General features: G+C 67.5%; 21 protein-coding genes and 1 riboswitch. Of the genes, 15 read left to right on the top strand and 6 right to left on the bottom strand.

Annotated elements, in window-relative coordinates; translation table 11 throughout:
• Positions 1-8: 8 nt before the first annotated feature.
• From AC1DIN_RS10425 to AC1DIN_RS10415, 3 genes are all read right to left on the bottom strand, one after another.
• The gene (locus tag AC1DIN_RS10425) at positions 9-950 is read right to left on the bottom strand and encodes an ABC transporter permease (protein WP_476809706.1); all 942 of its coding nucleotides are present in this window, start codon (positions 948-950) and stop codon (positions 9-11) included.
• A gap of 98 nt (positions 951-1048) precedes the next feature.
• Positions 1049-2614: an ABC transporter substrate-binding protein gene (locus AC1DIN_RS10420; protein WP_476809705.1), complete on the bottom strand. Its 1566-nt coding sequence runs from the start codon at positions 2612-2614 to the stop codon at positions 1049-1051.
• Positions 2615-2859: 245 nt separating this feature from the next.
• Entirely contained in the window at positions 2860-3744 is an 885-nt protein-coding gene (locus tag AC1DIN_RS10415; RefSeq protein ID WP_476809704.1) for a LysR family transcriptional regulator, read from the bottom strand.
• Between the two features lie 88 nt (positions 3745-3832).
• Here AC1DIN_RS10415 and AC1DIN_RS10410 point away from each other — a divergent pair, with 88 nt between their 5' ends.
• The 5 genes from AC1DIN_RS10410 (at position 3833) to pcaDC (ending at position 8174) form a co-directional block, all read left to right on the top strand.
• The gene (locus AC1DIN_RS10410; RefSeq protein WP_476809703.1) at positions 3833-4273 is read left to right on the top strand and encodes a PACE efflux transporter; all 441 of its coding nucleotides are present in this window, start codon (positions 3833-3835) and stop codon (positions 4271-4273) included.
• Between the two features lie 200 nt (positions 4274-4473).
• A complete protein-coding gene (locus AC1DIN_RS10405) occupies positions 4474-5184 on the top strand; it encodes a CoA transferase subunit A (protein ID WP_441469150.1) in 711 nt (236 codons plus the stop codon).
• Positions 5184-5846, top strand: a complete 663-nt coding sequence (locus AC1DIN_RS10400; protein WP_441469151.1) for a 3-oxoacid CoA-transferase subunit B — start codon at positions 5184-5186, stop codon at positions 5844-5846. The genes AC1DIN_RS10405 and AC1DIN_RS10400 overlap by 1 nt, the downstream gene beginning before the upstream one ends.
• Positions 5843-6982 carry a lyase family protein gene (locus AC1DIN_RS10395; RefSeq protein WP_476809702.1) on the top strand — a complete coding sequence of 380 codons (1140 nt, stop codon included), beginning with the start codon at positions 5843-5845 and terminating at the stop codon, positions 6980-6982. The genes AC1DIN_RS10400 and AC1DIN_RS10395 overlap by 4 nt, the downstream gene beginning before the upstream one ends.
• A gap of 10 nt (positions 6983-6992) precedes the next feature.
• Positions 6993-8174 (top strand): bifunctional 3-oxoadipate enol-lactonase/4-carboxymuconolactone decarboxylase PcaDC, encoded by a 1182-nt coding sequence (gene pcaDC / locus AC1DIN_RS10390; protein ID WP_476809701.1) that lies wholly within the window; start codon positions 6993-6995, stop codon positions 8172-8174.
• A 6-nt stretch (positions 8175-8180) separates the two neighbouring features.
• Here the strand turns inward: pcaDC and AC1DIN_RS10385 are convergent, their stop codons facing one another.
• Positions 8181-9056: a helix-turn-helix domain-containing protein gene (locus AC1DIN_RS10385; RefSeq protein WP_476809700.1), complete on the bottom strand. Its 876-nt coding sequence runs from the start codon at positions 9054-9056 to the stop codon at positions 8181-8183.
• 127 nt (positions 9057-9183) lie between these two features.
• On the opposite strand from AC1DIN_RS10385, the gene pobA reads away from it, so the two are divergent.
• The 6 genes from pobA (at position 9184) to AC1DIN_RS10355 (ending at position 15327) form a co-directional block, all read left to right on the top strand.
• Complete coding sequence (gene pobA, locus AC1DIN_RS10380; RefSeq protein WP_476809699.1) at positions 9184-10356, top strand: 4-hydroxybenzoate 3-monooxygenase; 1173 nt, start codon at positions 9184-9186, stop codon at positions 10354-10356.
• 298 nt (positions 10357-10654) lie between these two features.
• Entirely contained in the window at positions 10655-11821 is a 1167-nt protein-coding gene (locus AC1DIN_RS10375; protein ID WP_476809751.1) for an ABC transporter substrate-binding protein, read from the top strand.
• 175 nt (positions 11822-11996) lie between these two features.
• Complete coding sequence (locus AC1DIN_RS10370) at positions 11997-12860, top strand: branched-chain amino acid ABC transporter permease (protein ID WP_476809698.1); 864 nt, start codon at positions 11997-11999, stop codon at positions 12858-12860.
• A gap of 1 nt (position 12861) precedes the next feature.
• Positions 12862-13869, top strand: a complete 1008-nt coding sequence (locus tag AC1DIN_RS10365; RefSeq protein WP_476809697.1) for a branched-chain amino acid ABC transporter permease — start codon at positions 12862-12864, stop codon at positions 13867-13869.
• Positions 13866-14630, top strand: a complete 765-nt coding sequence (locus AC1DIN_RS10360) for an ABC transporter ATP-binding protein (RefSeq protein ID WP_476809696.1) — start codon at positions 13866-13868, stop codon at positions 14628-14630. The genes AC1DIN_RS10365 and AC1DIN_RS10360 overlap by 4 nt, the downstream gene beginning before the upstream one ends.
• Positions 14611-15327: an ABC transporter ATP-binding protein gene (locus tag AC1DIN_RS10355; protein WP_476809695.1), complete on the top strand. Its 717-nt coding sequence runs from the start codon at positions 14611-14613 to the stop codon at positions 15325-15327. The genes AC1DIN_RS10360 and AC1DIN_RS10355 overlap by 20 nt, the downstream gene beginning before the upstream one ends.
• A gap of 157 nt (positions 15328-15484) precedes the next feature.
• Here the strand turns inward: AC1DIN_RS10355 and AC1DIN_RS10350 are convergent, their stop codons facing one another.
• On the bottom strand, positions 15485-16450 hold the full coding sequence (locus AC1DIN_RS10350) for a 2-hydroxyacid dehydrogenase (protein ID WP_476809694.1): 966 nt from the start codon (positions 16448-16450) through the stop codon (positions 15485-15487).
• 20 nt (positions 16451-16470) lie between these two features.
• The gene (ggt, locus tag AC1DIN_RS10345; RefSeq protein ID WP_476809693.1) at positions 16471-18147 is read right to left on the bottom strand and encodes a gamma-glutamyltransferase; all 1677 of its coding nucleotides are present in this window, start codon (positions 18145-18147) and stop codon (positions 16471-16473) included.
• 138 nt (positions 18148-18285) lie between these two features.
• Positions 18286-18413, top strand: a riboswitch (TPP riboswitch).
• An 89-nt stretch (positions 18414-18502) separates the two neighbouring features.
• Here ggt and AC1DIN_RS10340 point away from each other — a divergent pair.
• Genes AC1DIN_RS10340 through AC1DIN_RS10325 form a run of 4 tightly spaced genes read left to right on the top strand, consistent with a single transcriptional unit; the run spans position 18503 to position 22566 of the window.
• Entirely contained in the window at positions 18503-19579 is a 1077-nt protein-coding gene (locus AC1DIN_RS10340) for a LuxE/PaaK family acyltransferase (protein ID WP_476809692.1), read from the top strand.
• Between the two features lie 5 nt (positions 19580-19584).
• Positions 19585-21033 (top strand): acyl-CoA reductase, encoded by a 1449-nt coding sequence (locus AC1DIN_RS10335; protein WP_476809691.1) that lies wholly within the window; start codon positions 19585-19587, stop codon positions 21031-21033.
• Positions 21023-21820 carry an ABC transporter ATP-binding protein gene (locus AC1DIN_RS10330; RefSeq protein WP_476809690.1) on the top strand — a complete coding sequence of 266 codons (798 nt, stop codon included), beginning with the start codon at positions 21023-21025 and terminating at the stop codon, positions 21818-21820. The genes AC1DIN_RS10335 and AC1DIN_RS10330 overlap by 11 nt, the downstream gene beginning before the upstream one ends.
• On the top strand, positions 21817-22566 hold the full coding sequence (locus AC1DIN_RS10325; RefSeq protein ID WP_476809689.1) for an ABC transporter permease: 750 nt from the start codon (positions 21817-21819) through the stop codon (positions 22564-22566). The genes AC1DIN_RS10330 and AC1DIN_RS10325 overlap by 4 nt, the downstream gene beginning before the upstream one ends.
• Position 22567: the final 1 nt, after the last annotated feature.

Below are 22567 nucleotides of genomic sequence, written 5' to 3'. Positions count from 1 at the left end.
TCGCTGCCTCAGTAGCGGACACGCGGATCGACGAACGTATAGATCACGTCGATGAGGAGGTTGATCAGGACGTAGATCGCTGCCACCGCGAGCAGCGCCCCCTGAATTACCGGATAGTCGCGCCGCAGCACCGCGGAGACGACGAGGTTGCCGACGCCCGGCAATCCGAACACCGTCTCCGTCACGATGGCGCCGCCGATCAGCAGCGCCAGCGTCAGGCCGAGCACGGTGATGACCGGGACGAGCACGTTGCGAAAGGCATGGCCCAGCAGGACGCGGCGCTCGGACAGCCCCTTCGCCCGCGCCGTGCGCAGGAAATCGGCGTCGAGGATATCGAGCATGCTGGCGCGGGTGAAGCGCGTGATCAGCGCCGAGTTGACGACGCCGAGGACGGCGGAGGGCAGCAGCAGGTGCTGGAGCCGCTCGGCGAAGCTGGCCTGCGGCGGGCCGTAGCCCGCAACCGGGAACCAGCCGAGCTTGACCGCGAAAAGCTGGATGAAGATCAGGCCGAGCCAGAAGCTCGGGATGTTGGCCGCCAGCATCGCAAGCCCGCTGACCGCCTGGTCGACCGGGCGCCCGCGCCACACCGCCGAGGCGATGCCGGCGGGGATGCCGATCGCCGCAGCGATGGCGAGCGAGAACATCGCCAGGAAGAAGGTCGGTTCGGCGCGCTCCAAAAGCGCCTGCGTCACCGGCCGCTGCAGGAAGATCGACTGGCCGAGATTGCCGCCCGCGACCTCCTTCAGCCACAGGAAGAACTGCAGCAGCAGCGGCTTGTCGAGGCCATATGCGGCTCGCAGCCGCGCGATGTCTTCCGCCGTCGCTTGGTCGCCCAGCATCAGCGCCGCCGGATCGCCCGGCGCCAGCCGCGTCAGGAAGAAGACCAGCGCGGCGACGATGAAGAGCACGAGCAACAGGCCGGCGAACCGGCGTCCGATATGCGCGAGCATCCGATACGCTCCGTTGGCGAAGGCGGACTTGACTGGAAACCGGCCCGGCGTTGCCTGCGCGACACCGGGCCGATGATGGGCCGTTTACTCCGGCCGGATCACTTGGCCAGGCCGACGTTCCAGAAGGACGGCCACGGCATCGCCGCGTAGTCGGTCATCTTGGCCGAAGCGCCCGAGAGCGCGCCGAAATTGCCGGCGCGGATATAGGGCACCTCGTCATAGATCACCTGCTGGACCTTGCCCCAGAGCGCGCCGCGCTTGGCCGGGTCCGGCTCGGCATTGAAGGCGGCGAGCGCGGCTTCCTTGGCCGGGCTCGACCACCAGCCGGGCGCGCCTTCGCCGAGCTGCGGCGGGGAGAGCATCGGCTCGGGCAGGAAGGCCGAATGGGTGATGTAGATGTCCCACAGCGCCGGATCGCCACGCCGCTGGATCAGCGTCGCCCAGTCGACGACATCGAGCTGAACCTTGAAGCCGGCCGCCTTCAGCTGCTCGGCCATGACGAGCGCCATGCGGTGATGGAAGTCGTACTGCTTCGAATTGAGGATACGGATCGGCGTGCCGTCATACTTGGCCTCGGCCAGCAGCTTCTTGGCGCCGGCCGCATCGCCCTTGCTGTACTTGTCCTTGCCGGCCTCGGAGAAGAACGGCGAGCCCTTCGGGAAGTGCTCGGCGGCGGTCGCGAAGAACTTCGGCTCGCCGAAGCCGGCCATCAGCACCTCTTCGAGGTCGAGCGCCATCTGGAAGGCCTGGCGGACCTTCAGATCGGCCATCGGCCCCTGCTTGGTGTTGGTCGGGAAATAGGGAAAGCCGAAGGGCATGGTCAGCACGGCCCGCGCCGCGCTCGCCCCGGACAGCTTCTTGAAGCTCTCGACCGCGAGCTGGTCGGAGAACTGGTACTGGCCCGCGATCACGCCCTCAAGCCGGGTATTGGCGTTCGGCACCGGAATGAAGCGGAGCTCGTCGATCTTGGCCTCGCGCTTGCCCGCATAGCCGGAAGCCGGCTCACTGCGCGAAGCATAGCCCTCGTGCTTCACCAGCACGACGAACTGGTCGGGCTTGCGCTCGCGGAACTTGTAGGGACCCGTGCCGACGAACTCGGTCAGCGGATTGGCGATCGATTCCTTCGCCATGATCGCGGCGAAGCCGGACGGCAGTGCCAGATGCGCCAGCAGCGCCGGCTCGACCTTGTTCAGCACGATCTCGACCGTGGTCGGCCCCTTCGCAGTCAGGCTGGCAAGGCTCTTCGCCAGGCCCTTGCCGCGCGGCGTCATGTCGAACCAGCGCTTCAGCGAGGCCACCACGTCCTCGGAATCAAGGTCGCGGCCATTGTGCAGCTTCACGCCCTTGCGCAGCTCGATCGTGTAGGTCTTGCCGTCGGCCGAGACGGTCGGCAGCGCGGCGGCGAGCATCGGCTGCGTTGCCCAGTTGGCGTCGAAGGTGAATAGCGGCTCGTAGACATGCTGCATGATGGTGCCGACGAGATCGGCGGTCGACGCCATCGGATCGAGCGACTGCGGCTCGCCGACCATGGCAAGGTTCGCGCTTGAGGCGGCCTGGGCCCAGCCGGCAGCCGGCGCGAGCACGGTCGAAGCGGCGAGACCGGCCGCGAGGCCACCCAGGCCGCGCCGCGTCACGGCAGCGCGAGAGAAGGAATCGTTCTGCATAATCACTCCCCACAAGAAACCGCCCTCGGCGGCATTATGAAATTTTATTACCAATACGGATACTACGTCATCGCCCCGCATGACAAGCCGGAGAGTCGAAATTCGGCATGAATGCCGATTTTCTCTCGATTTCAGCCCTGCTCTTCGACAGAGACCCGGTCGCGAGCGTGTAATTTAATTCCGGATTTTAAGACTAGCGAAGCCATGCAGTGCTTCGAGCTCCGCGCCGACGAAACCGGATGGGATCAGGCGGCAATGCGTGCAGCGGCAAAGCGCTCGCGCAGCCAGGCCGCAGCCGGGCCGCAGGGGCGCTGCTTGTGCCAGACCATCTCCAGCGCCACGGGCAGGTCGAAATTATCGAACTGCAGGTCGGGAGTGACGAGGTCGGCCGCTACTGGCGAATGCTCGATGACATAGCTGGAGACGAAGGCCCAGCCGATGCCCTGCTTCACCAGCTGCAGGATGACCCAGTGGCTCTCGACCCACCAGACCTCTGCCGCGACCCGCAGGCGCTGCTTCTCCGGCCCGTCCCCTCGCGCCGCGATGAGGATCTGGCGGTGCCGCTTGAGATCTTCCCAATCGACGCGGGTGCCGGCCAGCGGATGTCCCTTGCCGCAGACGAGCTTGATCGGCACCCAGCCGACCGTCTGGAAGCCGAGCTCAGGCGGCAGCACCTCCTGCCGCCACATCACCCCGATATCGGCTTGCCCGGCCAGGACGAGCTGGCTGACATCCTCCATCAGCGGGAAGAGCAGCTCCAGCTCGACATGCGGGAACTGCCGGGCGAAATCCGCGAAGAGCGTACCCAGCAGATGCTCCGGATAGAGCTCGTCGATCGCGACCACGAGCCGCTTTTCGACATGCGCCTCGAAGCCGCTGGCGACACCGACCAGATGCTCGCGCCGGTCGAGGATCACCTTCGCCTCGCGCAGCAGCCGCTCGCCCGCCGCCGTCAGCACGGGGCTGCGGCCGGCCCGGCTGAACAGCGCGATTCCCAGATCCTCCTCCAGATTGGCCACCTGCGTGCTGACGGCCGACTGCGCCTTGCGCAGAGCCCGGCCCGCCGCCGAGAAGGAGCCGCGCTCGGCCGCCGCGACAAAGGCTTCCAACTGCTCGAAAGATACATTCATCTATCTGCAATCCAGATAATACCTAACTTGAGACGCTCAAATTTGGCGATAGAAAGCGGCGCGTCAACGAGAACAACAGGTGTTTTGAATGTCGATGCGCTCCTTTCCCGACCGGGTTCGCCATACCCTGCTGTTCGAGGCGATCGGACTGGCGCTCGTGATTCCCGGCGGCGCCCAGCTGTTCGGCCTGCCGGCGACGCATATGGGTGTGATCGGCGTCGGCTCGGCCACCGTCGCGACGATCTGGAATTTCTTCTTCAACCTTGGCTTCGATCACGTCATGTACCGGCTGGTCGGGCACACGCGGAAGAACATCCCGACGCGCGTCCTGCATGTGCTGCTCTTCGAGGGCGGCCTTCTCCTGCTGCTGCTGCCGCCGATCGCCTGGTATCTCGGCATGAGCCTGTGGGAGACCTTCCTGATGGATCTCGCCATCGTGATTTTCTACGTGGTCTACGCCTTCCTGTTCAATCTGGCCTATGACCGGGTCTTCCCGATCCCCGGGCCGGAGCGGATGGCCGCAGCCTGAACTCCGCAAGGCGGGGCCGCATGCCCAACCTTTTTTCAGGGGCCTGGCCGCTGTTGCGTCGCGGCCATGGACATTCTCCCGCGTTCGTATTCTGATCGCGCCGGAAACTTTGGACCGACCCGAAGGCGGCGCTTTGGCGCCACGGCGGCAGGGACACCGGAGCGAATGCCGCGGCGCCAAGCCGCGCCCTTGGAGGACCGATGACGCGCAAGATTTACGACGGCCCTGCGGCTGCGCTGGAGGGGCTGCTTTTCGATGGGATGACGATCATGTCGGGCGGCTTCGGCCTGTCGGGCAATCCCGAGAGCCTGATTCCGCAGATCCGCGACTCCGGCGTGAAGAACCTGACGGTGATCTCTAACAATGCCGGCGCCGACGGCTTCGGCCTGTGGATGCTGCTGCAGACCCGGCAGATCAGGAAGATGATCGCGTCCTATGTCGGCGAGAACAAGCTGTTCGAGCAGCAGTATCTCGCCGGCGAGCTCGAGCTCGAGCTCAACCCGCAGGGCACGCTGGCCGAGCGCATCCGTGCCGGCGGCGCCGGCATCCCGGCCTTCTACACCAAGACCGGCGTCGGCACCGTGGTCGCCGAAGGCAAGCCGGTCGAGGAATTCGAAGGGCACCTCTATGTCCGCGAGACCTGGCTCCGGGCCGACCTCGCCATCGTCAAGGCCTGGAAGGCCGACACCGCCGGCAACCTCGTCTATCGGCGCACGGCCCGCAACTTCAACCCGAACATGGCGACCGCCGGCAAGGTGACGGTGGCCGAGGTGGAGGAGATCGTGCCGGTGGGCTCGCTCGATCCCGAGGCGATCCACACGCCGGGCATCTATGTCGACCGCATCATCAAGAGCACGATCAACGAGAAGAAGATCGAGAAGCTAACCGAGCGCAAGAGGGAGGCGGCATAATGGCCTGGACCCGTGAAGAGGTGGCCGCGCGCGCGGCCAAGGAACTGAAGGACGGCTTCTACGTCAATCTCGGCATCGGCATTCCCACGCTGGTGGCGAACTACATTCCCGATGGCGTCGACGTGACCCTGCAGTCGGAGAACGGCCTGCTCGGCATCGGCCCCTTTCCCTATGAGGGCGAGGCCGATCCCGACCTGATCAATGCCGGCAAACAGACGATCACGATCTTGCCGAGCTCCAGCTTCTTCTCCTCGGCCGACAGCTTCGCGATGATCCGCGGCGGCCATATCGACCTGACCATCCTCGGCGCGATGGAAGTGGCGGCCAATGGCGACATCGCGAACTGGACCATCCCCGGCAAGATGGTGAAGGGCATGGGCGGCGCCATGGATCTCGTCGCCGGCGTCAAGAAGGTCATCGTGGTGATGGATCACGCCAACAAGGCGGGCGAATCCAAGGTGCTGGAGCGTTGCAGCCTGCCGCTGACCGGCGCCGGCGTGGTCGACCTCATCATCACCGATCTCTGCGTCATGAGCTGCGACAAGGAAAAGGGCGGCGGGCTCACCCTGATCGAGCTCGCGCCAGGCGTCACCCTCGACGAGGTCAAGGCCAAGACGGCGGCTCCCTTCGCAGTCGCCTCGACCCTCGCAAAGGCCGCGTGAGCGCCCTCCTCAGAACCAGGCAGGCGACCACCGAAGCGATGCTGGCCGTGTTCGCGGACACGGCCACGCTTCGGCATGCCCTCGCCTTCGAAGCCGAGCTCGCACGTGCCGAGGCGGCAGAAGGACTGATTGCTTCCGAGGCCGCCGAGGTGATCGCCGCGCTTTGCGCGACCATCGCGATCGACACCGCCGCGCTCGCCGAGGAAGCCGCGCTCGCCGGCACGCTGGCGATCCCGCTGGTGGCGCGGCTGCGCGCCGCCCTGACGGGCGAAGCCGCAAAGGCCCTCCACAAGGGCGCCACCAGCCAGGATGTCGCCGATACCGTACTGGCCTGCCAGATCCGCGCCGCGAGCAGTCTGCTCGACCGGGATCTCAAGCGCGTCGCGACGGCGCTCACCACCCTCGCACAGCGCCATGCCGCGACCCCGGCGATCGGCCGCACACTCCTGCAGGACGCACTGCCGATCGGCTTCGGCCTGCGCATCGCGCATTGGCAGGCCGGCGTGGTGGAAGCGGCCGCGCGCCTGCGACGCGAGGTCGAAACGGGCGCAACGTTGCAATTCGGCGGCGCCGCCGGCTCGCGCGCCGGTCTCGGCGGCAAGGGCACGGCCGTGTCGGCGCGCCTCGCCGCCGCGCTCGACCTGCCCGACACGCCGCCCTGGCATGCCCGCCGCGGCGGCATCGCCGGCATCGCGACGGCGCTCGCCATCGCCATCGGCGCGCTCGGCAAGATGGCGCGCGACGTCTCGCTCCTGGCCCAGAACGGTGTCAGTGAGGCCCGCGAACCCGCGATTCCCGGCCGCGGCGGCTCCTCCGCCATGGCCCACAAGCGCAATCCCACCGGTTGCCAGGTTGCGCTTTCGGCCGCCTTGCGGGCGCCCGGCCTCGTCGCCGGCATCCTCGCCGGTCTTCCGGCCGAACAGGAACGCGGTCTCGGCGGCTGGCAGGCCGAGGGCCCGGCCTTGGCCGAGCTCTTCCTGCTCGCAGCGGGCGCGGCCGAGGCAATGGCGACGATCGCGGAAGGGCTTGAGGTCGACGAGGCAGCGATCGCCCGCAATCTCACGGCAGCCGGTCTCGGGAGCGATATCGGCGAGAGCCCGGCCTTGGTCGCCGCGCTGCTCGCGCAGCAGGACTGAGGGACGGACGATGCCTTTTGCAGCAAGCGGCGGCGCCCGCATCTACTGGAAACTCGAAGGCACGGACGACAAGCCGGCGCTCGTGCTGCTGAACTCGATCGGCACCGATCTCGGCCTCTGGGACGCGGCGATCCCCGCCCTCCTGCTCTCCTTCCGTGTCCTGCGGCTCGACACCCGCGGCCACGGCGCTTCCGATGCTCCCGACGGCGACTACACCCTCACCCAGTTGGCTGGTGATGTCGCTGCCGTGATGGACGCTGCCGGCATCGCGCAGGCCGCCGTTGCCGGTGTCTCGCTTGGCGGCATGATCGCGATGGAGCTCGCACTCTCCAGACCCGAGCGCGTCTCGGCGCTGGCGCTGATTTGCACCTCGGCCACCATGGACCCCGCGGCATGGCAGGATCGCGTTGAAAAGGTCCGCGCCGGCGGCACGGTGGCGATCGCCGATCTCGCCATGCAGCGCTTTCTCTCGCCGGCTTTCGCCATCGGCCAGCCGGCAGTCGCCGAGAGTGTGCGGCGCGGTCTCGTCGCCATGGCCCGCGAAGGCTATGCCGGAGCCGGCGCCGCCATCCGCGACATGGATCTGATCGGCCGCCTTCCCGGCCTCGCCTGCCCGACGCTCGTCGTCGTTGGCGAACGCGATGTCTCGACCCCCTTCGCCGGCCATGGCGAGAACCTCGTCGCGGCAATCCCGAACGTGAAGCTGGAACGGCTCGACTGCGGCCATCTCGCCCCGCTCGAGGCACCCGCTGCCCTGGCAGGCGCGCTGCGTGGCTTCCTGTTGCCCGGCCCGAATGCGGCCGAAGCTGCGGAGACCCTGTTCGAGGCCGGACTGAAGAATCGCCGCCGCGTCTTGGGTGACGCCTGGGTCGATCGCTCGCTCGCCAATCGCACGCCGTTCAACGCCGACTTCCAGGCCATGATAACCCGCATCGCCTGGCAGGAGATCTGGAGCCGGCCCGGCCTCGACGACCGCACGCGGCGCCTGCTGGTCGTCGCCATCACCGCGAGCCTCGGCCGCTGGGAGGAGTTCCGCCTGCATGTCCGGGCAGGATTGAGCCGGGGCGGCTTCACGCAGGACGACCTCAAGGAAGTGCTGATGCAGACGGCGATCTATGCCGGCGTGCCTGCCGGCAACACCGCCTTCGCCGAAGCCGCGGCTGTGATGAAGGAAATCGAAGCTTCGGCCTGATCGGCGTCAGGCCTTCACGCGATAGTCCGAAGGTGACAGGCCCGCGCGCTTGGCGAAGAAGCGCGAGAAATAGGCCGGATCGGAAAAGCCCAGCCGGAACGAGATCTGCGAGATCGACATCGCCGTGTAGACCAGATCACGCCGCGCCTCGATCATCAGCCGATCCTGGATGACGCGGGCCGCCGAATGGCCGAGCAGTTCCCGGCAGCTGCGTGACAGATGCGGCACCGAGGCGCCGAGCGCTCGCGCATAGTCAGTCAGCGCATCATGATGCCGGAAGCGCGCCTCGACCTGTTCGACGAAACGGCGGACCAGTTCGGCCCTCGCGTCCCGCGCCGGCTCGGCCACCGCCCGCGCCCCGCGCGTGGCCCGCACGAACCAGGAAGCGATAAGGTCGGCATAGGCGCCGAGTGAAAACTCCCGCACCGGCAGGTTCGCGGCGAATTCGCTCATCGCCAGCCGCATCATCGCGTCGAGACCGGCGAACTCCGCGCCCCCGACCGGCACATGCAGCACCGCGGCCGTTCCGAGCAGAGCACGAGCCTCCGGCTCGCTGGCGAACAGGCGCTTCAGTGAGGTCGCCGCTGCGCTGGCGACGAAGCCGTTGGTGCCATCGAGGAAAGCGAATTCGTGGATCGTCGACGGCGGCAGCAGCAGCACCGACCCCGGCGAGAGACCCTGCTCGCGGCCGTCGACGCGGGTCCGGCCACCGCCCTGCGCGACCAGGAAGAACTGGAAGAGATCGTGGTGCAGATGCGGCTGGATCGTCCAGCCATGCAATGAGCTGCGCGCCACGATGGGCTCGATATGCAGCGCGTCGGGGAAGCGGTCCGTCAGGCGCTCGCCATAGAGCCAATAGGCGGGGACGCTTCTGCCGGGCATGCTGTCCTCAGGATCGATTTGTCCAAGACAATGCGCGAATCCTCCATTCCGTCAATTGCAGCGAAAGCGTTACTCTCGGCTTGCGGATCGAACGGTGCAAATCGTCGCTTCGTGGGAGGAAAAAAGAATGCGAACGCAGGTCGCCATCATCGGCGCCGGACCTGCCGGCTTGCTGCTCGGGCAGCTTCTGTCGCGTGCCGGCATCGACAACGTCATCCTCGAACGGCGCAGCGCCGATTATGTGCTCTCCCGCATCCGTGCCGGGGTGCTCGAACAGGGCATGGTCGATCTCCTGCACGAGGCGGGCGTCGGCGGCCGGCTCGACCGTGAAGGTATCGTCCATGACGGCTTCGCGCTCGCCTTCCGCGGCGCGCTCCACCGCATCGACCTGAAGGAACTCAGCGGCGGCAAGACAGTCACAGTCTACGGCCAGACCGAGGTGACGCACGATCTCATCGACGCCCGCCAGGCGCTCGGCCGGACGACATTCTACGAAGCCGAAGACGTCGCGCTGCACGATTTCGGCGGCACTTCGCCGCGCGTGACCTTCCGGGCGAGCGGGCAGGCCGAGGAGCTGCATTGCGACTTCATCGCCGGCTGCGATGGCTATCACGGCGTCTCCCGCGCCTCCGTCCCGGCAGATGCGCTGCATATCTTCGAGCGCGTCTACCCGTTCGGCTGGCTCGGCCTGCTGGTGGATCGCCCGCCGGCGGCGCATGAGCTGGTCTATGCCAACCACGAGCGCGGCTTCGCGCTGTGTTCGATGCGTTCGGCCGAGCGCAGCCGCTACTACGTCCAGGTTCCGCTGGAGGAGCGGGTCGAGAACTGGTCGGACGACGCCTTCTTCGACGAGTTGCGCCGGCGCCTGCCCCCGGCGGTAGCCGATGCGGTGATGACCGGCCCTTCGCTCGAGAAGAGCATCGCGCCGCTGCGCAGCTTCGTGGCCGAACCGATGCGCTTCGGCCGGCTCTTCCTCGCCGGAGACGCCGCCCATATCGTGCCGCCGACCGGAGCCAAGGGGCTTAACCTCGCGGCGAGCGACGTACGCTATCTCTTCGACGCGCTGCGCGAGCACTATCGCGACCATTCGGACGCCGGCCTCGATGCCTATTCGTCCCGCGCGCTCGCCCGCGTCTGGAAGGCGGAGCGCTTCTCCTGGTGGATGACGAACCTGCTGCATCGCTTCCCGGAGAAGGATGGCTTCGGCCAGCGCATCCAGCAGGCCGAATTCGACTATCTCACGCAGTCGCGGGCAGCAGGCATCACCATCGCGGAGAATTATGTCGGCCTGCCCTATTAGACCCTGTTACGCAGGGCACGACGAGCCAGCAGGACGGGCAGACCATCTCGTGGCCCACCACCGGGAGACGAATTCACCTTCGAGACTGTTTCGACCTGATGGCTTCCGGCATCCGAAGGCGATGGGCATTGCCCTCAGGCGAAAAATTGCGTTGGTGACAACAAGAGCCGGACGCCTCCGCATGGCGATCCGACCAGGAACGAACGGCGACGCCCGCCGCACGGCAGAGGACACAGCCGCAGCGGCGCACGATATCGGGAGGTAGAGAACAATGCAGAAGACATCCTTCGGCCGGCTGCTGCGCGCCGGCGCCCTGGCACTCGCGGGCGCCTGGGGCCTTGGCGGCGCGGCCAGCGCCGACACCATCAAGGTCGGCATCATCGGGCCTTTCTCCGGCCCCTTCGCCTTGCAGGGCAAGAACTTCCAGGCCGGCGCCGAGGCCTGGCTGGCGCAGAACGGCAAGACCGTCGCCGGCCACGACATCGAGCTGGTCTATCGCGACCTTCCGACGGCCAATCCGCAGCAGGCCCGCGCTCTCGCGCAGGAACTGATCGTGCGCGACAAGGTGCAGTATCTCGGCGGCGTCTATTTCACCCCGGACGCGATGGCGATCACCCCGCTGCTGAAGCAGGGCAACGTGCCGCTGGTGATCTTCAACGCCGCGACCTCGGCCATCATGAACTCCTCCCCGCTGGTGGTGCGCACGTCCTTCACCACGGCGCAGACCGCGACGCCGATCGGCAAGGCCGCGGTGGACCGCGGCATCAAGAAGTTCGTCTCGGTCGTCACCGACTACGGCCCGGGCGTCGACGCCGAGGGCGCCTTCAAGAAGGCGATCGAGGCCGCGGGCGGCGAGGTCGTCGAATCGATCCGCATGCCGCTCAACACCACCGAGTTCAGCCCGATCATGCAGCGTATCCGCGATGCCGGTGCCCAGGGTGTCTTCGCCTTCCTGCCTTCCGGGCCCCCGACGCTGGGCTTCGTCAAGGCGTTCAGCGACACCGGCCTGAAGCAGGCTGGCGTCAAGCTCTTCGCCACCGGCGACCTGACGCAGGAATCCGACCTGCCGGCGCTCGGCGAGGCCGCCGCAGGGATGGTGACCTCCTTCCACTATGCCGTTTCGCACGACTCCGAGATCAACAAGCGCTTCGTCGCCGCCGCCGACAAGGCAATCGGCGCGCCGGACCTGCTCTCCTTCCCGGCCGTCGGCGCCTATGACGGCATGTTCGTGATTTCCAAGATGATCGCGGCGACCGGCGGCAAGCAGGATGCGGAAAAGGCCGTCGAGGCCGTGAAGGGCCTTGCCTGGGAGAGCCCGCGCGGCCCGGTCAAGATCGATCCGGAGACCCGCCACATCACCCAGACGATCTACCTGCGCGAGGTCGCCAAGGACGCGCAGGGCCGCTGGATCAACAAGGAGATCGCCAGCGTCCCGGATCAGAAGGATCCCGGCCTCGCCAAGTGAGGACCATCTTGCGGTGGCAGCATCCGTCATTCTCGGGCGAAGCGAAGCGCAGACCCGAGAATCTCCTTCAGAAGGAGGCTCTGGTGCCTCCCCGTCGCGAGATGCTCGGGTCAAGCCCGGGCATGACGGCGGCATTGCCCGGCTGCGGCACGCTGAGCAGTAACGAGGCCCGCAGATGCAGACCGCGCTGAGCATCGCCATGGACGCCTTCGCCTATGGCATGGCGCTGTTCATCATCTGCATCGGCCTGTCGCTGACGATGGGGCTGATGCGGGTGGTCAATCTCGCCCATGGCGCCTTCGCCATGATCGGCGGCTACATTGCCTCCTATGCGGCGCGCGACCTCGGGCTCGGCTACGGCTTCGGCATCTTGCTCGCCATGCTCGGGACGGTGCTCCTCGCGATCCCGCTGGAGCGCCTGCTCTATCGCCGCATCTACGACCGCAGCGAGCTTTCCCAGGTGCTGATGACGATCGGCATCACCTTCTGCGTCATCGGCATCACCAACTACTTCTTCGGCCCGACGCTGAAGACGATTCCGCTCCCGCCGGAGCTCGCTCGGCCGATCGATCTCGGCTTCCGCAGCATCGCCAGCCACCGCCTCTTCGTCATCGCGAGCGGCCTCGTCGTCGCCGGCGGCCTCTGGCTCCTGATCGAGGGCACCGGTTTCGGCATCCTTCTGCGCGCCGCCGTCGAGAATGCCCCGATGGCCCGTGCGCTCGGCGTGCGCACAGATATCATCTATGCGGCGAGCTTCGCGCTCGCGATCGGGCTCGCCGCCTTCGGCGGCGTGGTCGGCGCCGAGTTCCTGCCGATCGAGCCCTACTACGCGCTGCGCTATATGGTGACCTTCCTCGTCGTCGTCTCTGTCGGCGGCGCCGGCTCGATTCCCGGCGCGCTTGCCGCCTGCCTGCTGCTCGGCGCCATCGACGTCACCGGGCGCTATCTCGTGCCGGAGTTCGGCAATTTCTTCTTCTATCTCGCGGTGATCCTGATCGTCTGCGCCTTCCCGCGCGGCCTGATGGGACGGGCACAGTAGGATGACGGACGCCTCGCTCCCGCGCCCCGCCACCCGTCGCCTCCGACCGCTTGGCCGTGACCTGGTCGGCCTTGTCCTGATCGCGCTCGTCGGCCTCGCCGGCTATGTGCTCTTCCCCGACAACCTCGCCTTCCTGACCCGCGTCATCTCGGTGGCGCTGCTCGTGCTCTCGCTCGACCTGATCGTCGGCTATTGCGGCATTGCCTCGCTCGGCCAGGGCGCGCTCTACGGCGCGGGCGCCTATGCCGCCGGCATCGCCTGCGTGCACGGCGTGACCGAGCCCTTCCTCCTCATCCTGATCGGCGCCGCCGCTGGCGCCGTCATGGGCCTGCTCATGGGCGCGGTGATGCTGCGCGCCCATGGCCTGCCACAGCTCGTGCTCTCGATCGCGATCGTCCAGCTGCTGCACGAGGCCGCCAACAAGGCCTCCTCCATCACCGGCGGCAGCGATGGCCTTTCCGGCATGGTCCCCGCGCCGCTCTTCGGCGTCTTCGAGTTCGATCTCTGGGGCCGCGCCGCCTATCTCTTCGGCCTCGCTCTGCTCATCGTCGTCTTCGCAGCCCTGCGCCTCATCGTGCGCTCGCCCTTCGGCATGGTCTGCCGCGGCCTCAAGGAGGACCCGTTGCGCATCAGCGCGCTCGGCATCTTCGCCTTCCCGGTGCTGGTCAAGATGTTCGTGATCTCCGGCGCCGTCGCCGGCATGGGTGGCGCGCTCGCGGCCATCGCGACGCAGGTCGTCGGCCTCGACAGCGTGAGTTTCGAGATTTCGGCCAACGCTCTCGTCATGCTGGTGCTCGGCGGCATCGGCAGCCTCTACGGCGCGCTGATCGGCACCGTGATCTTCATGGCGCTCGAACATATCGTCGCCGCGATCAATCCGTTCCACTGGATGACGCTGGTCGGCGCCGTGCTCATCGCCATCGTGCTCTTCGCCCCGCGTGGACTTTCCGGCACACTGGACGAACTGGCCCGCCTGCTGAAGCGCGGACGCTGGGGAACAGGCCGATGACCGCGCTGTTCGAGGTCTCCCATCTCTCGAAGGAGTTCGGCGGGCTCAAGGTTAATCATGACCTCTCCCTTGCAATGGCCGAAGGCGCGCGCCTTGCGCTGATCGGCCCCAACGGCGCCGGCAAGACCACCTTCGTCAACCTCGTCACCGGCCGCATCAGGCCGAGCACCGGCACCGTCCATCTCGCTGGTGAGGACATCACCGCGATCGGCGCCGTCCAGCGCGTCAGGCGTGGCCTCGTCCGCACCTTCCAGGTCACGCGCCTCTTCCCCGACATGACGCCGGAAGAGCATGTCGTCATGACCATCCTGCAGCGGCTCGGCCGAGCGACGCGCATATTCGCCCGCTTCCATGGCGCCTCCGAAGTTCAGGACGAAGCAGCCGAGATCCTCGCCACGCTCGGGCTCACGGAGGTCGCGCGCCGCAAGGTCGCCACCATCGCCTATGGCCAGCAGCGCCTGCTCGAGATCGCGATCGCGCTGGCGCAGCGTCCCAGGGTACTGCTGCTCGACGAGCCCGCCGCCGGCGTGCCCTCCGCCGATACCCCGCGCATCGAGGAGGCGCTGGCCCGCCTGCCCGCCTCGCTCGCCGTGCTGATGATCGAGCATGACATGGACCTCGTCTTCCGCTTCGCGAAACGGGTCGTGGTGCTGGCTGCGGGCGAGCTGATCTTCCAGGGATTGCCAGCCGACGTCGCCAGGGACCCCAAGGTCCGTGAAGCCTATCTCGGGAATTACGCGCATGCCGGCAGCCACGCTTGACGTCAGGGCCTTAAGCGCCGGCTACGGCCAGACCCATGTGCTGGAGGACGTTTCCTTCTCGGTGCCGGCGGGCGGGCGCCTCTCCATCCTCGGCCGCAACGGCATGGGCAAGACCACGCTGATGGCGAGCCTGATGGGGCTGACGCGCCGCTATGCCGGCAGCATCAGCCTCGGCGGCACCGACATCACCGCGCTCGGCACCGCCGCCCGCGCCCATAGCGGCATCGGCCTCGTCCCCCAGACCCGCGAAATCTTCAAGGGGCTGACGGTCGAGGAGAACCTCTTCGCCGGGCTGAAAGGCCGCACGCGCAGCGCCATCGAGGAAGCCTACGCCCTCTTCCCGCGTCTCGCGGAGCGACGCCGCAATCTCGGCTCGCAGCTCTCCGGCGGCGAGCAGCAGATGCTGGCGACGGCCCGGACCATTCTCGGCCAGCCCTCGGTGCTGCTGCTCGACGAGCCGCTGGAAGGCCTCGCTCCCGTGATCTGCGACATGCTGATGGAGGCCTTCACCCGGCTCGCCGGCAGCGGCGCGATGACGATCCTCTTCGTCGAGCAGCGCCTGGAGAGCGCGCTCGACTTCGCCGAGGATGTCATCGTCCTCGAACGCGGCCGGATCGTCTGGTCGGGCAAGCCGGATGCCCTGCGCGCCGATGCCGACGTACTCGAACGCTATGTCGGCGTCGGCGGGCTGCACTGAGTACGCGCGGTTTGGCCGAAGCGAGGCTCGCGCCAAGCTCGGCCATCATGCTTGGGCTTGACCCGAGCATCTCGTGCCGAAGGAGGCTCCAGCGCCCATCCTGCTCGAGATTCTCGGGTCTACGCTTCGCTTCGCCCGAAGATGACGGGATCCGGCGTCAAACCACCAGATCGAGCGGCGGCACCGGCTCGCCGCGCGAGACGTGCTGCATGTTCGTGAACATCCGCTTCACCACCGGGGCGAAATTGTCGGACGCCATGGCGGCCAGATGCGGCGTGGTCACGAGATTGTCGAGCGTGAGCAACTCGCTGTCGGCCGGGAGCGGCTCGATCTCGTAGACATCCATCGCCGCGCCGGCGATTTCCTTCGCCCTGAGCGCCGTGACGAGATCGGCCTCGTTGACGACACCGCCGCGCGCGACATTGATCAGCACCGCCGTCTTCTTCATTGCCTTCAGGGCCGCCAGATCGATCAGGTCCTTGGTTTCCGGCGTCAGCGGGCAATGCAGCGAGACGACGTCCGCCTGCGCCAGGATTTCGGCCATCGAAGCATGCTTCACGCCCAGCGCTGCTTCTTCGGCGACGTCGAGCGGCGTGCGCTTGCTGTAGAGGATGGTGCAGCCGAAGCCCTTCAGCAGCTTCGCGACATTCTTGCCGATCGCCCCGAAGCCGACGATGCCGACCGTCTTGCCCGAGAGCGTATAGGTATCCGACGGCAACTGACCCGTGCGCCAATGGCCCTTCTTGAGCTCAGCATTGCCGTAGGCGATGAGGCGCAGGGTCGACAGCATCAGCCCTATCGCGAATTCGGAAACGGCCACGGCGTTGGAGCCGGTCGTGCGCGCGACCTGGATGCCGAGTTCCTTGGCTGCGGCGATATCGATGTTGTCGTAGCCGACGCCCCATTTGTGCAGCAGCTTCAGCTTCTTCGCCGCCCGCAGCACATCGGCCGAAACACCGACCTGCCCGGAGATTGCGTAGTCGGCCTCGGCGATGATCTCCTTCATGTGCTCGTCGCCGCGCGCGGTCCCATGCGTCAGCACGAAGCCGGGCGGGAGCAGCGCACGCAGCCGGTCGGCCCGCTCGGGGCTGGTCATGTCGAGGAGGACGATGGTCTCGGGCATGGAAAGGTCCGGCAATTCGATCAGATGGTGAAGCGCGCGCCGGCACGGGCAAGCCCGCCGGAGATGGCAACCGGCGTGCCGTCGGCGCGCCAGCAGGCGGCCCCGGTCAGCGTGCCGTCCGCATTGAAGGCGATGGCGTTCATGCCGCCGGCAACGCGCGGCGAGCGCACGATTCGGTGGCCGCGTGCCGCAAGCTCCTGCGCGACCGCTTCAGGGATCGCCTCCTCGAGCTCGAGCACCCCGCCCTCGGTCCAGACCCGCGGCGCCTCGACCGCCTCCTGCAATGTCATGCGATGGTCGATCAGGTTGACGATCGCCTGCAGCGCCGAGGGGAAGATGCGCAGCGCGCCGGGCAGGCCGAGCGCGAAGGCGAGCCTGCCCTCCTTCAGCGCCATCATCGGCGCCATCGAGGTGAAGACCCGCTTGCCCGGCGCGATCGAGAGCGCGCGGCCGGGATGCGGATCGAAGTTGAACATGTAGTTGTTGGCGATCATCCCCGTGCCGGGGATCTGGACGCAGGCGCCGAACAAGCCGTTGATCGTCTGCGTCGCGCTGACGACGTTGCCCTGCGCATCCGCGACCGTGACATGGGTGGTGTCCGCGGATTCGCCGCCTGACAGCCCGGCCGTCCAGTTCTTCGTCTGGCCCATCTCGATCAGCGCACGTCGCTCGGCGGCATAGCCCTTGTCGATCAGCCTCTCGACGGGAACCTTGACGAAGGCCGGATCGGCCGTCGCCACGGCACGGTCGGCGAAGGCGATCTTCAGCGCTTCGGCCAGCAGATGCACGGCGTCCGGCGAGCCGAAGCCGAGAGCGCCGATGTCGTAGCCTTCGAGGATGTTCAGCATCTGAGCGATATGCACGCCCGACGAGGAGGGTGGCGGCGGGCCGACGATCTCATAGCCGCGATAGGAGCCGCGGATAGGCTCGCGCATCTCGATGCGGTAATTCGCCAGATCGGCCTGATCGATCAGGCCGCCATTCGCCGCCATATAGTCGGTCAGCGCGCGCCCGAGCCGCCCGCCATAGAGCGCCTCAGGCCCTTCCGCCGCGATCAGTTTCAGGCTCGCGGCATAATCGGACTGGATCAGCCGCATGCCGGGCTGAAGCGGCTGGCCGCCCGGCAGGAGCATCGCCGCGAGGCCCGGGTCGCGGGCGAGATCACCGGCATTGTCGGTGATGCAGTTCGAGAGATATGGCGTGACGATGAAGCCGCGCTCCGCCAGCCCGATCGCAGGTTGCAGCACCTCGGCCAGCGGCAGCGTGCCGAAGCGTGCCAGCGCCTCGCACCAGCCCTTGAGCGCGCCCGGAACGGCAACCGCCTTGGCGCCAACGACGTTCTCGCGGTCGCGGGTGTCGCGTTGCCTGCCGATCTCGTCGGAAAGGCAGTCATACATGTCGGGCGTCGCATGGCCCGGCGCGGTCGAGAGATTGTCGATCACGACATGGCGTCCATCCGCGAGGCGGATGTGACTCAGGCCGCCACCGAGAATGCCGACCATCATCGGTTCGGCGACGGTCAGCGCGAAGAGCGAGGCGACAGCGGCGTCGATCGCATTGCCGCTGCCGAGCAGCATCTGCGCGCCCGCCGCCGAGGCGAGCGGATGATTGGTGACGACCATCCCGCGCGAGCCCGTGGCCGGCTTCTTTTCGCAGGTAAAGGAGGCGATGCGGGGTGGCGGCGCAGGAACGTTCATGGCCGGCACAGAAACGGTTTTGAAGGCCCGCGTCGAGCCTCTTCTTCAGCATGCGCGCCATGTCCCGGCTTCTCGCCGAAAGCGGCGGGCCCTGCGCCGGCAATGCTTGACAAGCCATGGCCCGAAGCCCCACCTAAATCCCGTTCCCAGGGGGGCCTCGCTAGGAGGCTGAGATTCCGCCCGCGGGGCTTTTGGCCCGGCAACGCGGTGACCCTCCGAACCTGATCCGGATCATACCGGCGTAGGGATGCGGGACATGCGGCCGTCACGGGCCCTGATTCCAGCTTGCGCCCATGATCCTGTTGCGATCGACGCTCCCGGCTTGCCCGCGAACGTCCGAACGGAGTGAGCCGCAGTGACGCAAGCCGAGATCATCGAGGCGCTCCTCGCGTTCATCTCGCTTCCCGATGCCACGGAAGCCGAATTCGAGGCGATGGCGCTGAAAGTCTTCGCCTATCAGTTCCGCAACAACGAGCCCTACAGGCGCTTTGCCCTGCAGCGCGGCCGTACGCCGCTTTCGGTGAGACGCTGGCGCGACATCCCGGCCGTGCCGATCACCGCCTTCAAGGACCTGACGTTGAGCTGCATCCCGCCGGAAGCGGCTAGCCATGTCTTCATGACGAGCGGCACGACGCAGGGCGTGCGCGGCCGCAGCTACCACCCGACGCTCGATGTCTGGAAGGACTCGATGCTGGTGAACTTCCGCAAGCGCTTCATGCGCGACCGCGAGCGCATCCGCATGGGCGTCCTCTTCCCAGATGAGACGGCACTGCCGAATTCCTCGCTCGCCTGTTATCTCTCGCTCGCCCGGCGCGAATGCGGCACGTCCGATTCACAGGTCTTCATCAACGCTGCGGGTCTCGATCTCGACCAACTGCTATCGACGCTCGCCCAAGTCGAAGCGAGCGGTGAGCCCTATTCCCTGCTCGGCGCGAGCTATTCCTTCGTGCCCGTGCTGGACGCGCTCGCCGCGAGCGGCCGGCGCTTCGCCCTGCCGGAGGGCAGCCTGATCCTCGACACCGGCGGCTTCAAGGGCCAGTCACGGGAGCTCGGCCCCGATGAGTTCTATGACGGGCTCGCAGCCGCCTTCGGCGTGCCGCGCTCGGCCTGCATCAACATGTACGGGATGACCGAGCTGAGTTCGCAGCTCTACGATGACGGAAACGAGACCTGCCCCTCGGTCAAATCCGGCCCGCACTGGATCCGCAGCCGCGTCGTCGATCCGCTGACCGGGGCGGACCTGCCGGAAGGCCAGCGCGGCGTCATCGTCCATCACGACCTCGCGCATTTCAACTGCGTTTCCGCGATCCTGACCGAGGACGCCGGCGAGATCGTCCCGGGTGGCTTCAAGCTGTTCGGCCGCGTCGACGGCGAAGCCTCGAAGGGCTGCTCGGTCGCGGTTGCCGAGTTCCTTGCGGCGGCGCGGGGCTGACCGCCGTGATCGAGCACGCAGGCCATCTGCCCGGCCTGGACCGCGAGGCGCTGCGCTGGCGCGAGGTCAGTCACAGTGCCTGGGGCGAAAGCGTCACTATCGCGCTGCCGGAGCTCGACGAAGCACAGGCCGCGGCTCTCTGCGAGCATGTGCGCAGCAATGCACGCGCCCGGCTGAAGCAGATGGACACCGCCCGCATCGTCACCGCGATCGACGCCGCCGTCGCGCGTCTGCTCGACCGCGGGCACCCGCTCCGACGCAAGGCCGAGCATCTCCTGCCGATCGTCACCGGCTATGATCGCGAGACGGTCCGCCTCGGCCTGACCGGCTATCTCAAGACCTTCCGGCGCCCGCAGCTCCTGCGCTTCCTAGCCGAGGATTTCGCCAATCCCGCCGTGCTCGAAGGTTTCCAGCCGACGCCCAAGGGCGGCTACCTGCGCGCCCACGGCCCGGAACTGCTGCTGCATGTCTGGGCCGGCAACGTCCCGGCGCTCTCGCTCTGGAGCCTTATCTGCGGATTGCTGGTCAAGGCGGGCAGCGTGGGCAAGCTCGCCTCGGCCGAGCCGTTGACCGCGGGGTGGTTCGCCAGCCTCCTCGCGGAGATCGACCCGGAACTCGGCGAATGCCTCGCGATCGTCTGGTGGAAGGGCGGCGAAGCGGCCGCCGAACCGGTTTTCCTGCGCGAAGCCGACACCGTCATGGCCTATGGCGGCAACGACACGCTCGCGGCCCTGCGCGCCAAGCTGCCGGTCACCACGCGCTTCCTGCCGCATGGCCACAAGATCGGTTTCGGTGTCATCGCCCGCGAAGCGCTCGACAGCCGCAAGGCACCGGCGCTCGCCCGGCTCGCGGCCCATGACGTCGCCCGCTACGAGCAGCAGGGCTGCTACTCGCCGCAGCTGCTCTTCGTCGAGCGCGGCGGACGGGTCGCCCCCGCCGAATTCGCGCGCTACCTCGCGCAGGAGCTCGGCGCCCTCGTCCATCGCCATCCACGCCGCGCCCTGTCGCAAGGCGAAGCCGCGTCGATCGCCGCATGGCGGGGCGCGCAGGAGATGCGCGCGATGGACGGTGGGGCCGAACTCCTCGGCGAGCCCAGCGATTCCTGGAGCGTGGTCCATGTCGAGGCGCCCGAAACCCTGAGCCCGACTGGCCTGAACCGCATGCTCAAGCTGGTCTCGGTCGACAGCCTCGATGAGGTCCCCGCCCTCGTCGCGCCCTACCGCAGCTTCCTGCAGACGGCGGGTGTCGCTGTGGCGCCCGAGCGGCTGTTCCTGCTCGCCGAGCGGCTAGGCGCGGTCGGCGTCAGCCGCGTCGCCCCGCTCGGACGCATGACCGCGCCGGAAGCCGGCTGGCATCATGACGGGCGCTTCAGCCTGCTCGATCTCGTCACCCTGACCGAGATCGAGCAGAGCACTGAGGCCGCGGCGGAAGGGTTCGCACCCTATGTCGATTGACCCTGCCATGCCCGGCTTCGTCGCGATCGAGCAGGTCGGATACAGCTATGACGCGTCCGGCCCCGCCATCGTCGATCGCGTCGACTGGGCCATCCCCCGCGGCGAGATCCATTGCCTGCTCGGCCGCAGCGGCTGCGGCAAGACCACGCTGCTCAAGCTCGCCGCCGGCCTGCTCATGCCGACAGAAGGCTCCATCCGCATCGGCGGCGAGCCGCTGCAGGGCCCAAGCCCGCGAGCCGGCTTCGTCTTCCAGGCTCCCACCCTGCTCGATTGGCTGAGCGCCCTCGACAACGTGCTGCTGCCGATCTCGCTGAAGCGCCGCCCGAAGGCCGCCGACCGCGACGCGGCGCTCGATCTGCTCGCCCGCGTCGGACTTACGGACTTCGCCGCACGCCGGCCTTCCGAGCTCTCCGGCGGCCAGCAGAGCCGCGTCGCCGTCGCCCGCGCGCTGATCGGCAACCCCGACCTGCTGCTGCTCGACGAGCCCTTTGCCGCGCTCGACGCCCTGACACGCGAGGAATTGCAGGACGACCTGCTGCGGCTCTGCGCGCTCAACGGCACGACCGCGCTTTTCGTAACGCACGATATCGGTGAAGCCGTCTATCTCGGCGACAAGGTCGCGGTGATGGCCACCGGCCAGCTCACCCATGCGCGCCGTATCGAGTTGTCCCGCCCGCGCCACCGCGACATGCGCTACACTCCAGGCTTCACCGCGGCCTGTCACGATCTGCGCGATGCCATGGATGGCGGGCCGCAGGCCGCCACGAGCCGGAGGCCGGCGGCATGACGGCGCGCCTGCCCTCACTCCTGCTGATGCTCGCCCTGCTTGCCGGCTGGGAAGCCTGGTGCCGGCTCGGTGGCCTCTCGACGCTCGTCCTGCCGCCGCCGTCTGCCGTGCTCGCAACGCTGTGGAGCGAGATCACCACCGGCCGCCTCTGGCCGCATCTTGCCGTCACCGCCGCAGAAATGACTCTGGGCCTGAGCATCGGCACTGCCGTCGGGCTCGGCGTCGGCATCCTGCTGGCGGAAGTCCCCGCGCTCAGCCGGCTGCTGCGCCCCTATATCCTCGCGAGCCAGCTCGTGCCCAAGCTCGCGCTCGGGCCCCTCTTCATCATCTGGTTCGGATTCGGCATGACGCCGACCGTCGTGATCACGGCGCTGATCTGCTTTTTCCCCCTGATGGAGAACACGCTGACCGGGATCAGCGAGGTCGATCCCGCCCGGCGCGAGCTCTTCCGCATGCTGGGTGCCGGCCGCTTTAAGACGCTGTTGCGCCTCAAACTGCCGGCGGCGCTGCCCGTCATCATGGCGGGCCTGCGTGTCGCCGTCGTGCTGGCGCTGGTCGGCGCCGTCGTCGGCGAATTCATCGGCGGGCGGATCGGCCTCGGCGCCTCGATCATCGCCGCCCAGAGCGTGATGGATTCGAGCCTGATCTTCGCGCTGTTCATCGTCATCACCGCTCTCGGAATGCTGCTCTATGAGGCCGTGCGCCTGCTCGAGCGCCGCGTCCTGCACCGTTTCTCGAAAGGCTAGA

This window comes from Allobosea sp. 05T438 (assembly GCF_056396025.1).
Note: the sequence above shows the minus strand (reverse complement) of the source record. Positions and strands in the feature narration are given on the sequence as shown.

Excerpts from the sequence above, each read along its gene's own strand:
- AC1DIN_RS10425 (WP_476809706.1), bottom strand. The coding sequence starts at position 950 with ATGCTCGCGCATATCGGACGCCGGTTCGCCGGCCTGTTGCTCGTGCTC.
- AC1DIN_RS10420 (WP_476809705.1), bottom strand. The coding sequence starts at position 2,614 with ATGCAGAACGATTCCTTCTCTCGCGCTGCCGTGACGCGGCGCGGCCTG.
- AC1DIN_RS10415 (WP_476809704.1), bottom strand. The coding sequence starts at position 3,744 with ATGAATGTATCTTTCGAGCAGTTGGAAGCCTTTGTCGCGGCGGCCGAG.
- AC1DIN_RS10410 (WP_476809703.1), top strand. The coding sequence starts at position 3,833 with ATGTCGATGCGCTCCTTTCCCGACCGGGTTCGCCATACCCTGCTGTTC.
- AC1DIN_RS10405 (WP_441469150.1), top strand. The coding sequence starts at position 4,474 with ATGACGCGCAAGATTTACGACGGCCCTGCGGCTGCGCTGGAGGGGCTG.
- AC1DIN_RS10400 (WP_441469151.1), top strand. The coding sequence starts at position 5,184 with ATGGCCTGGACCCGTGAAGAGGTGGCCGCGCGCGCGGCCAAGGAACTG.
- pcaDC (WP_476809701.1), top strand. The coding sequence starts at position 6,993 with ATGCCTTTTGCAGCAAGCGGCGGCGCCCGCATCTACTGGAAACTCGAA.
- AC1DIN_RS10385 (WP_476809700.1), bottom strand. The coding sequence starts at position 9,056 with ATGCCCGGCAGAAGCGTCCCCGCCTATTGGCTCTATGGCGAGCGCCTG.
- pobA (WP_476809699.1), top strand. The coding sequence starts at position 9,184 with ATGCGAACGCAGGTCGCCATCATCGGCGCCGGACCTGCCGGCTTGCTG.
- AC1DIN_RS10370 (WP_476809698.1), top strand. The coding sequence starts at position 11,997 with ATGCAGACCGCGCTGAGCATCGCCATGGACGCCTTCGCCTATGGCATG.
- AC1DIN_RS10365 (WP_476809697.1), top strand. The coding sequence starts at position 12,862 with ATGACGGACGCCTCGCTCCCGCGCCCCGCCACCCGTCGCCTCCGACCG.
- AC1DIN_RS10360 (WP_476809696.1), top strand. The coding sequence starts at position 13,866 with ATGACCGCGCTGTTCGAGGTCTCCCATCTCTCGAAGGAGTTCGGCGGG.
- AC1DIN_RS10355 (WP_476809695.1), top strand. The coding sequence starts at position 14,611 with ATGCCGGCAGCCACGCTTGACGTCAGGGCCTTAAGCGCCGGCTACGGC.
- AC1DIN_RS10350 (WP_476809694.1), bottom strand. The coding sequence starts at position 16,450 with ATGCCCGAGACCATCGTCCTCCTCGACATGACCAGCCCCGAGCGGGCC.
- ggt (WP_476809693.1), bottom strand. The coding sequence starts at position 18,147 with ATGAACGTTCCTGCGCCGCCACCCCGCATCGCCTCCTTTACCTGCGAA.
- AC1DIN_RS10330 (WP_476809690.1), top strand. The coding sequence starts at position 21,023 with ATGTCGATTGACCCTGCCATGCCCGGCTTCGTCGCGATCGAGCAGGTC.
- AC1DIN_RS10325 (WP_476809689.1), top strand. The coding sequence starts at position 21,817 with ATGACGGCGCGCCTGCCCTCACTCCTGCTGATGCTCGCCCTGCTTGCC.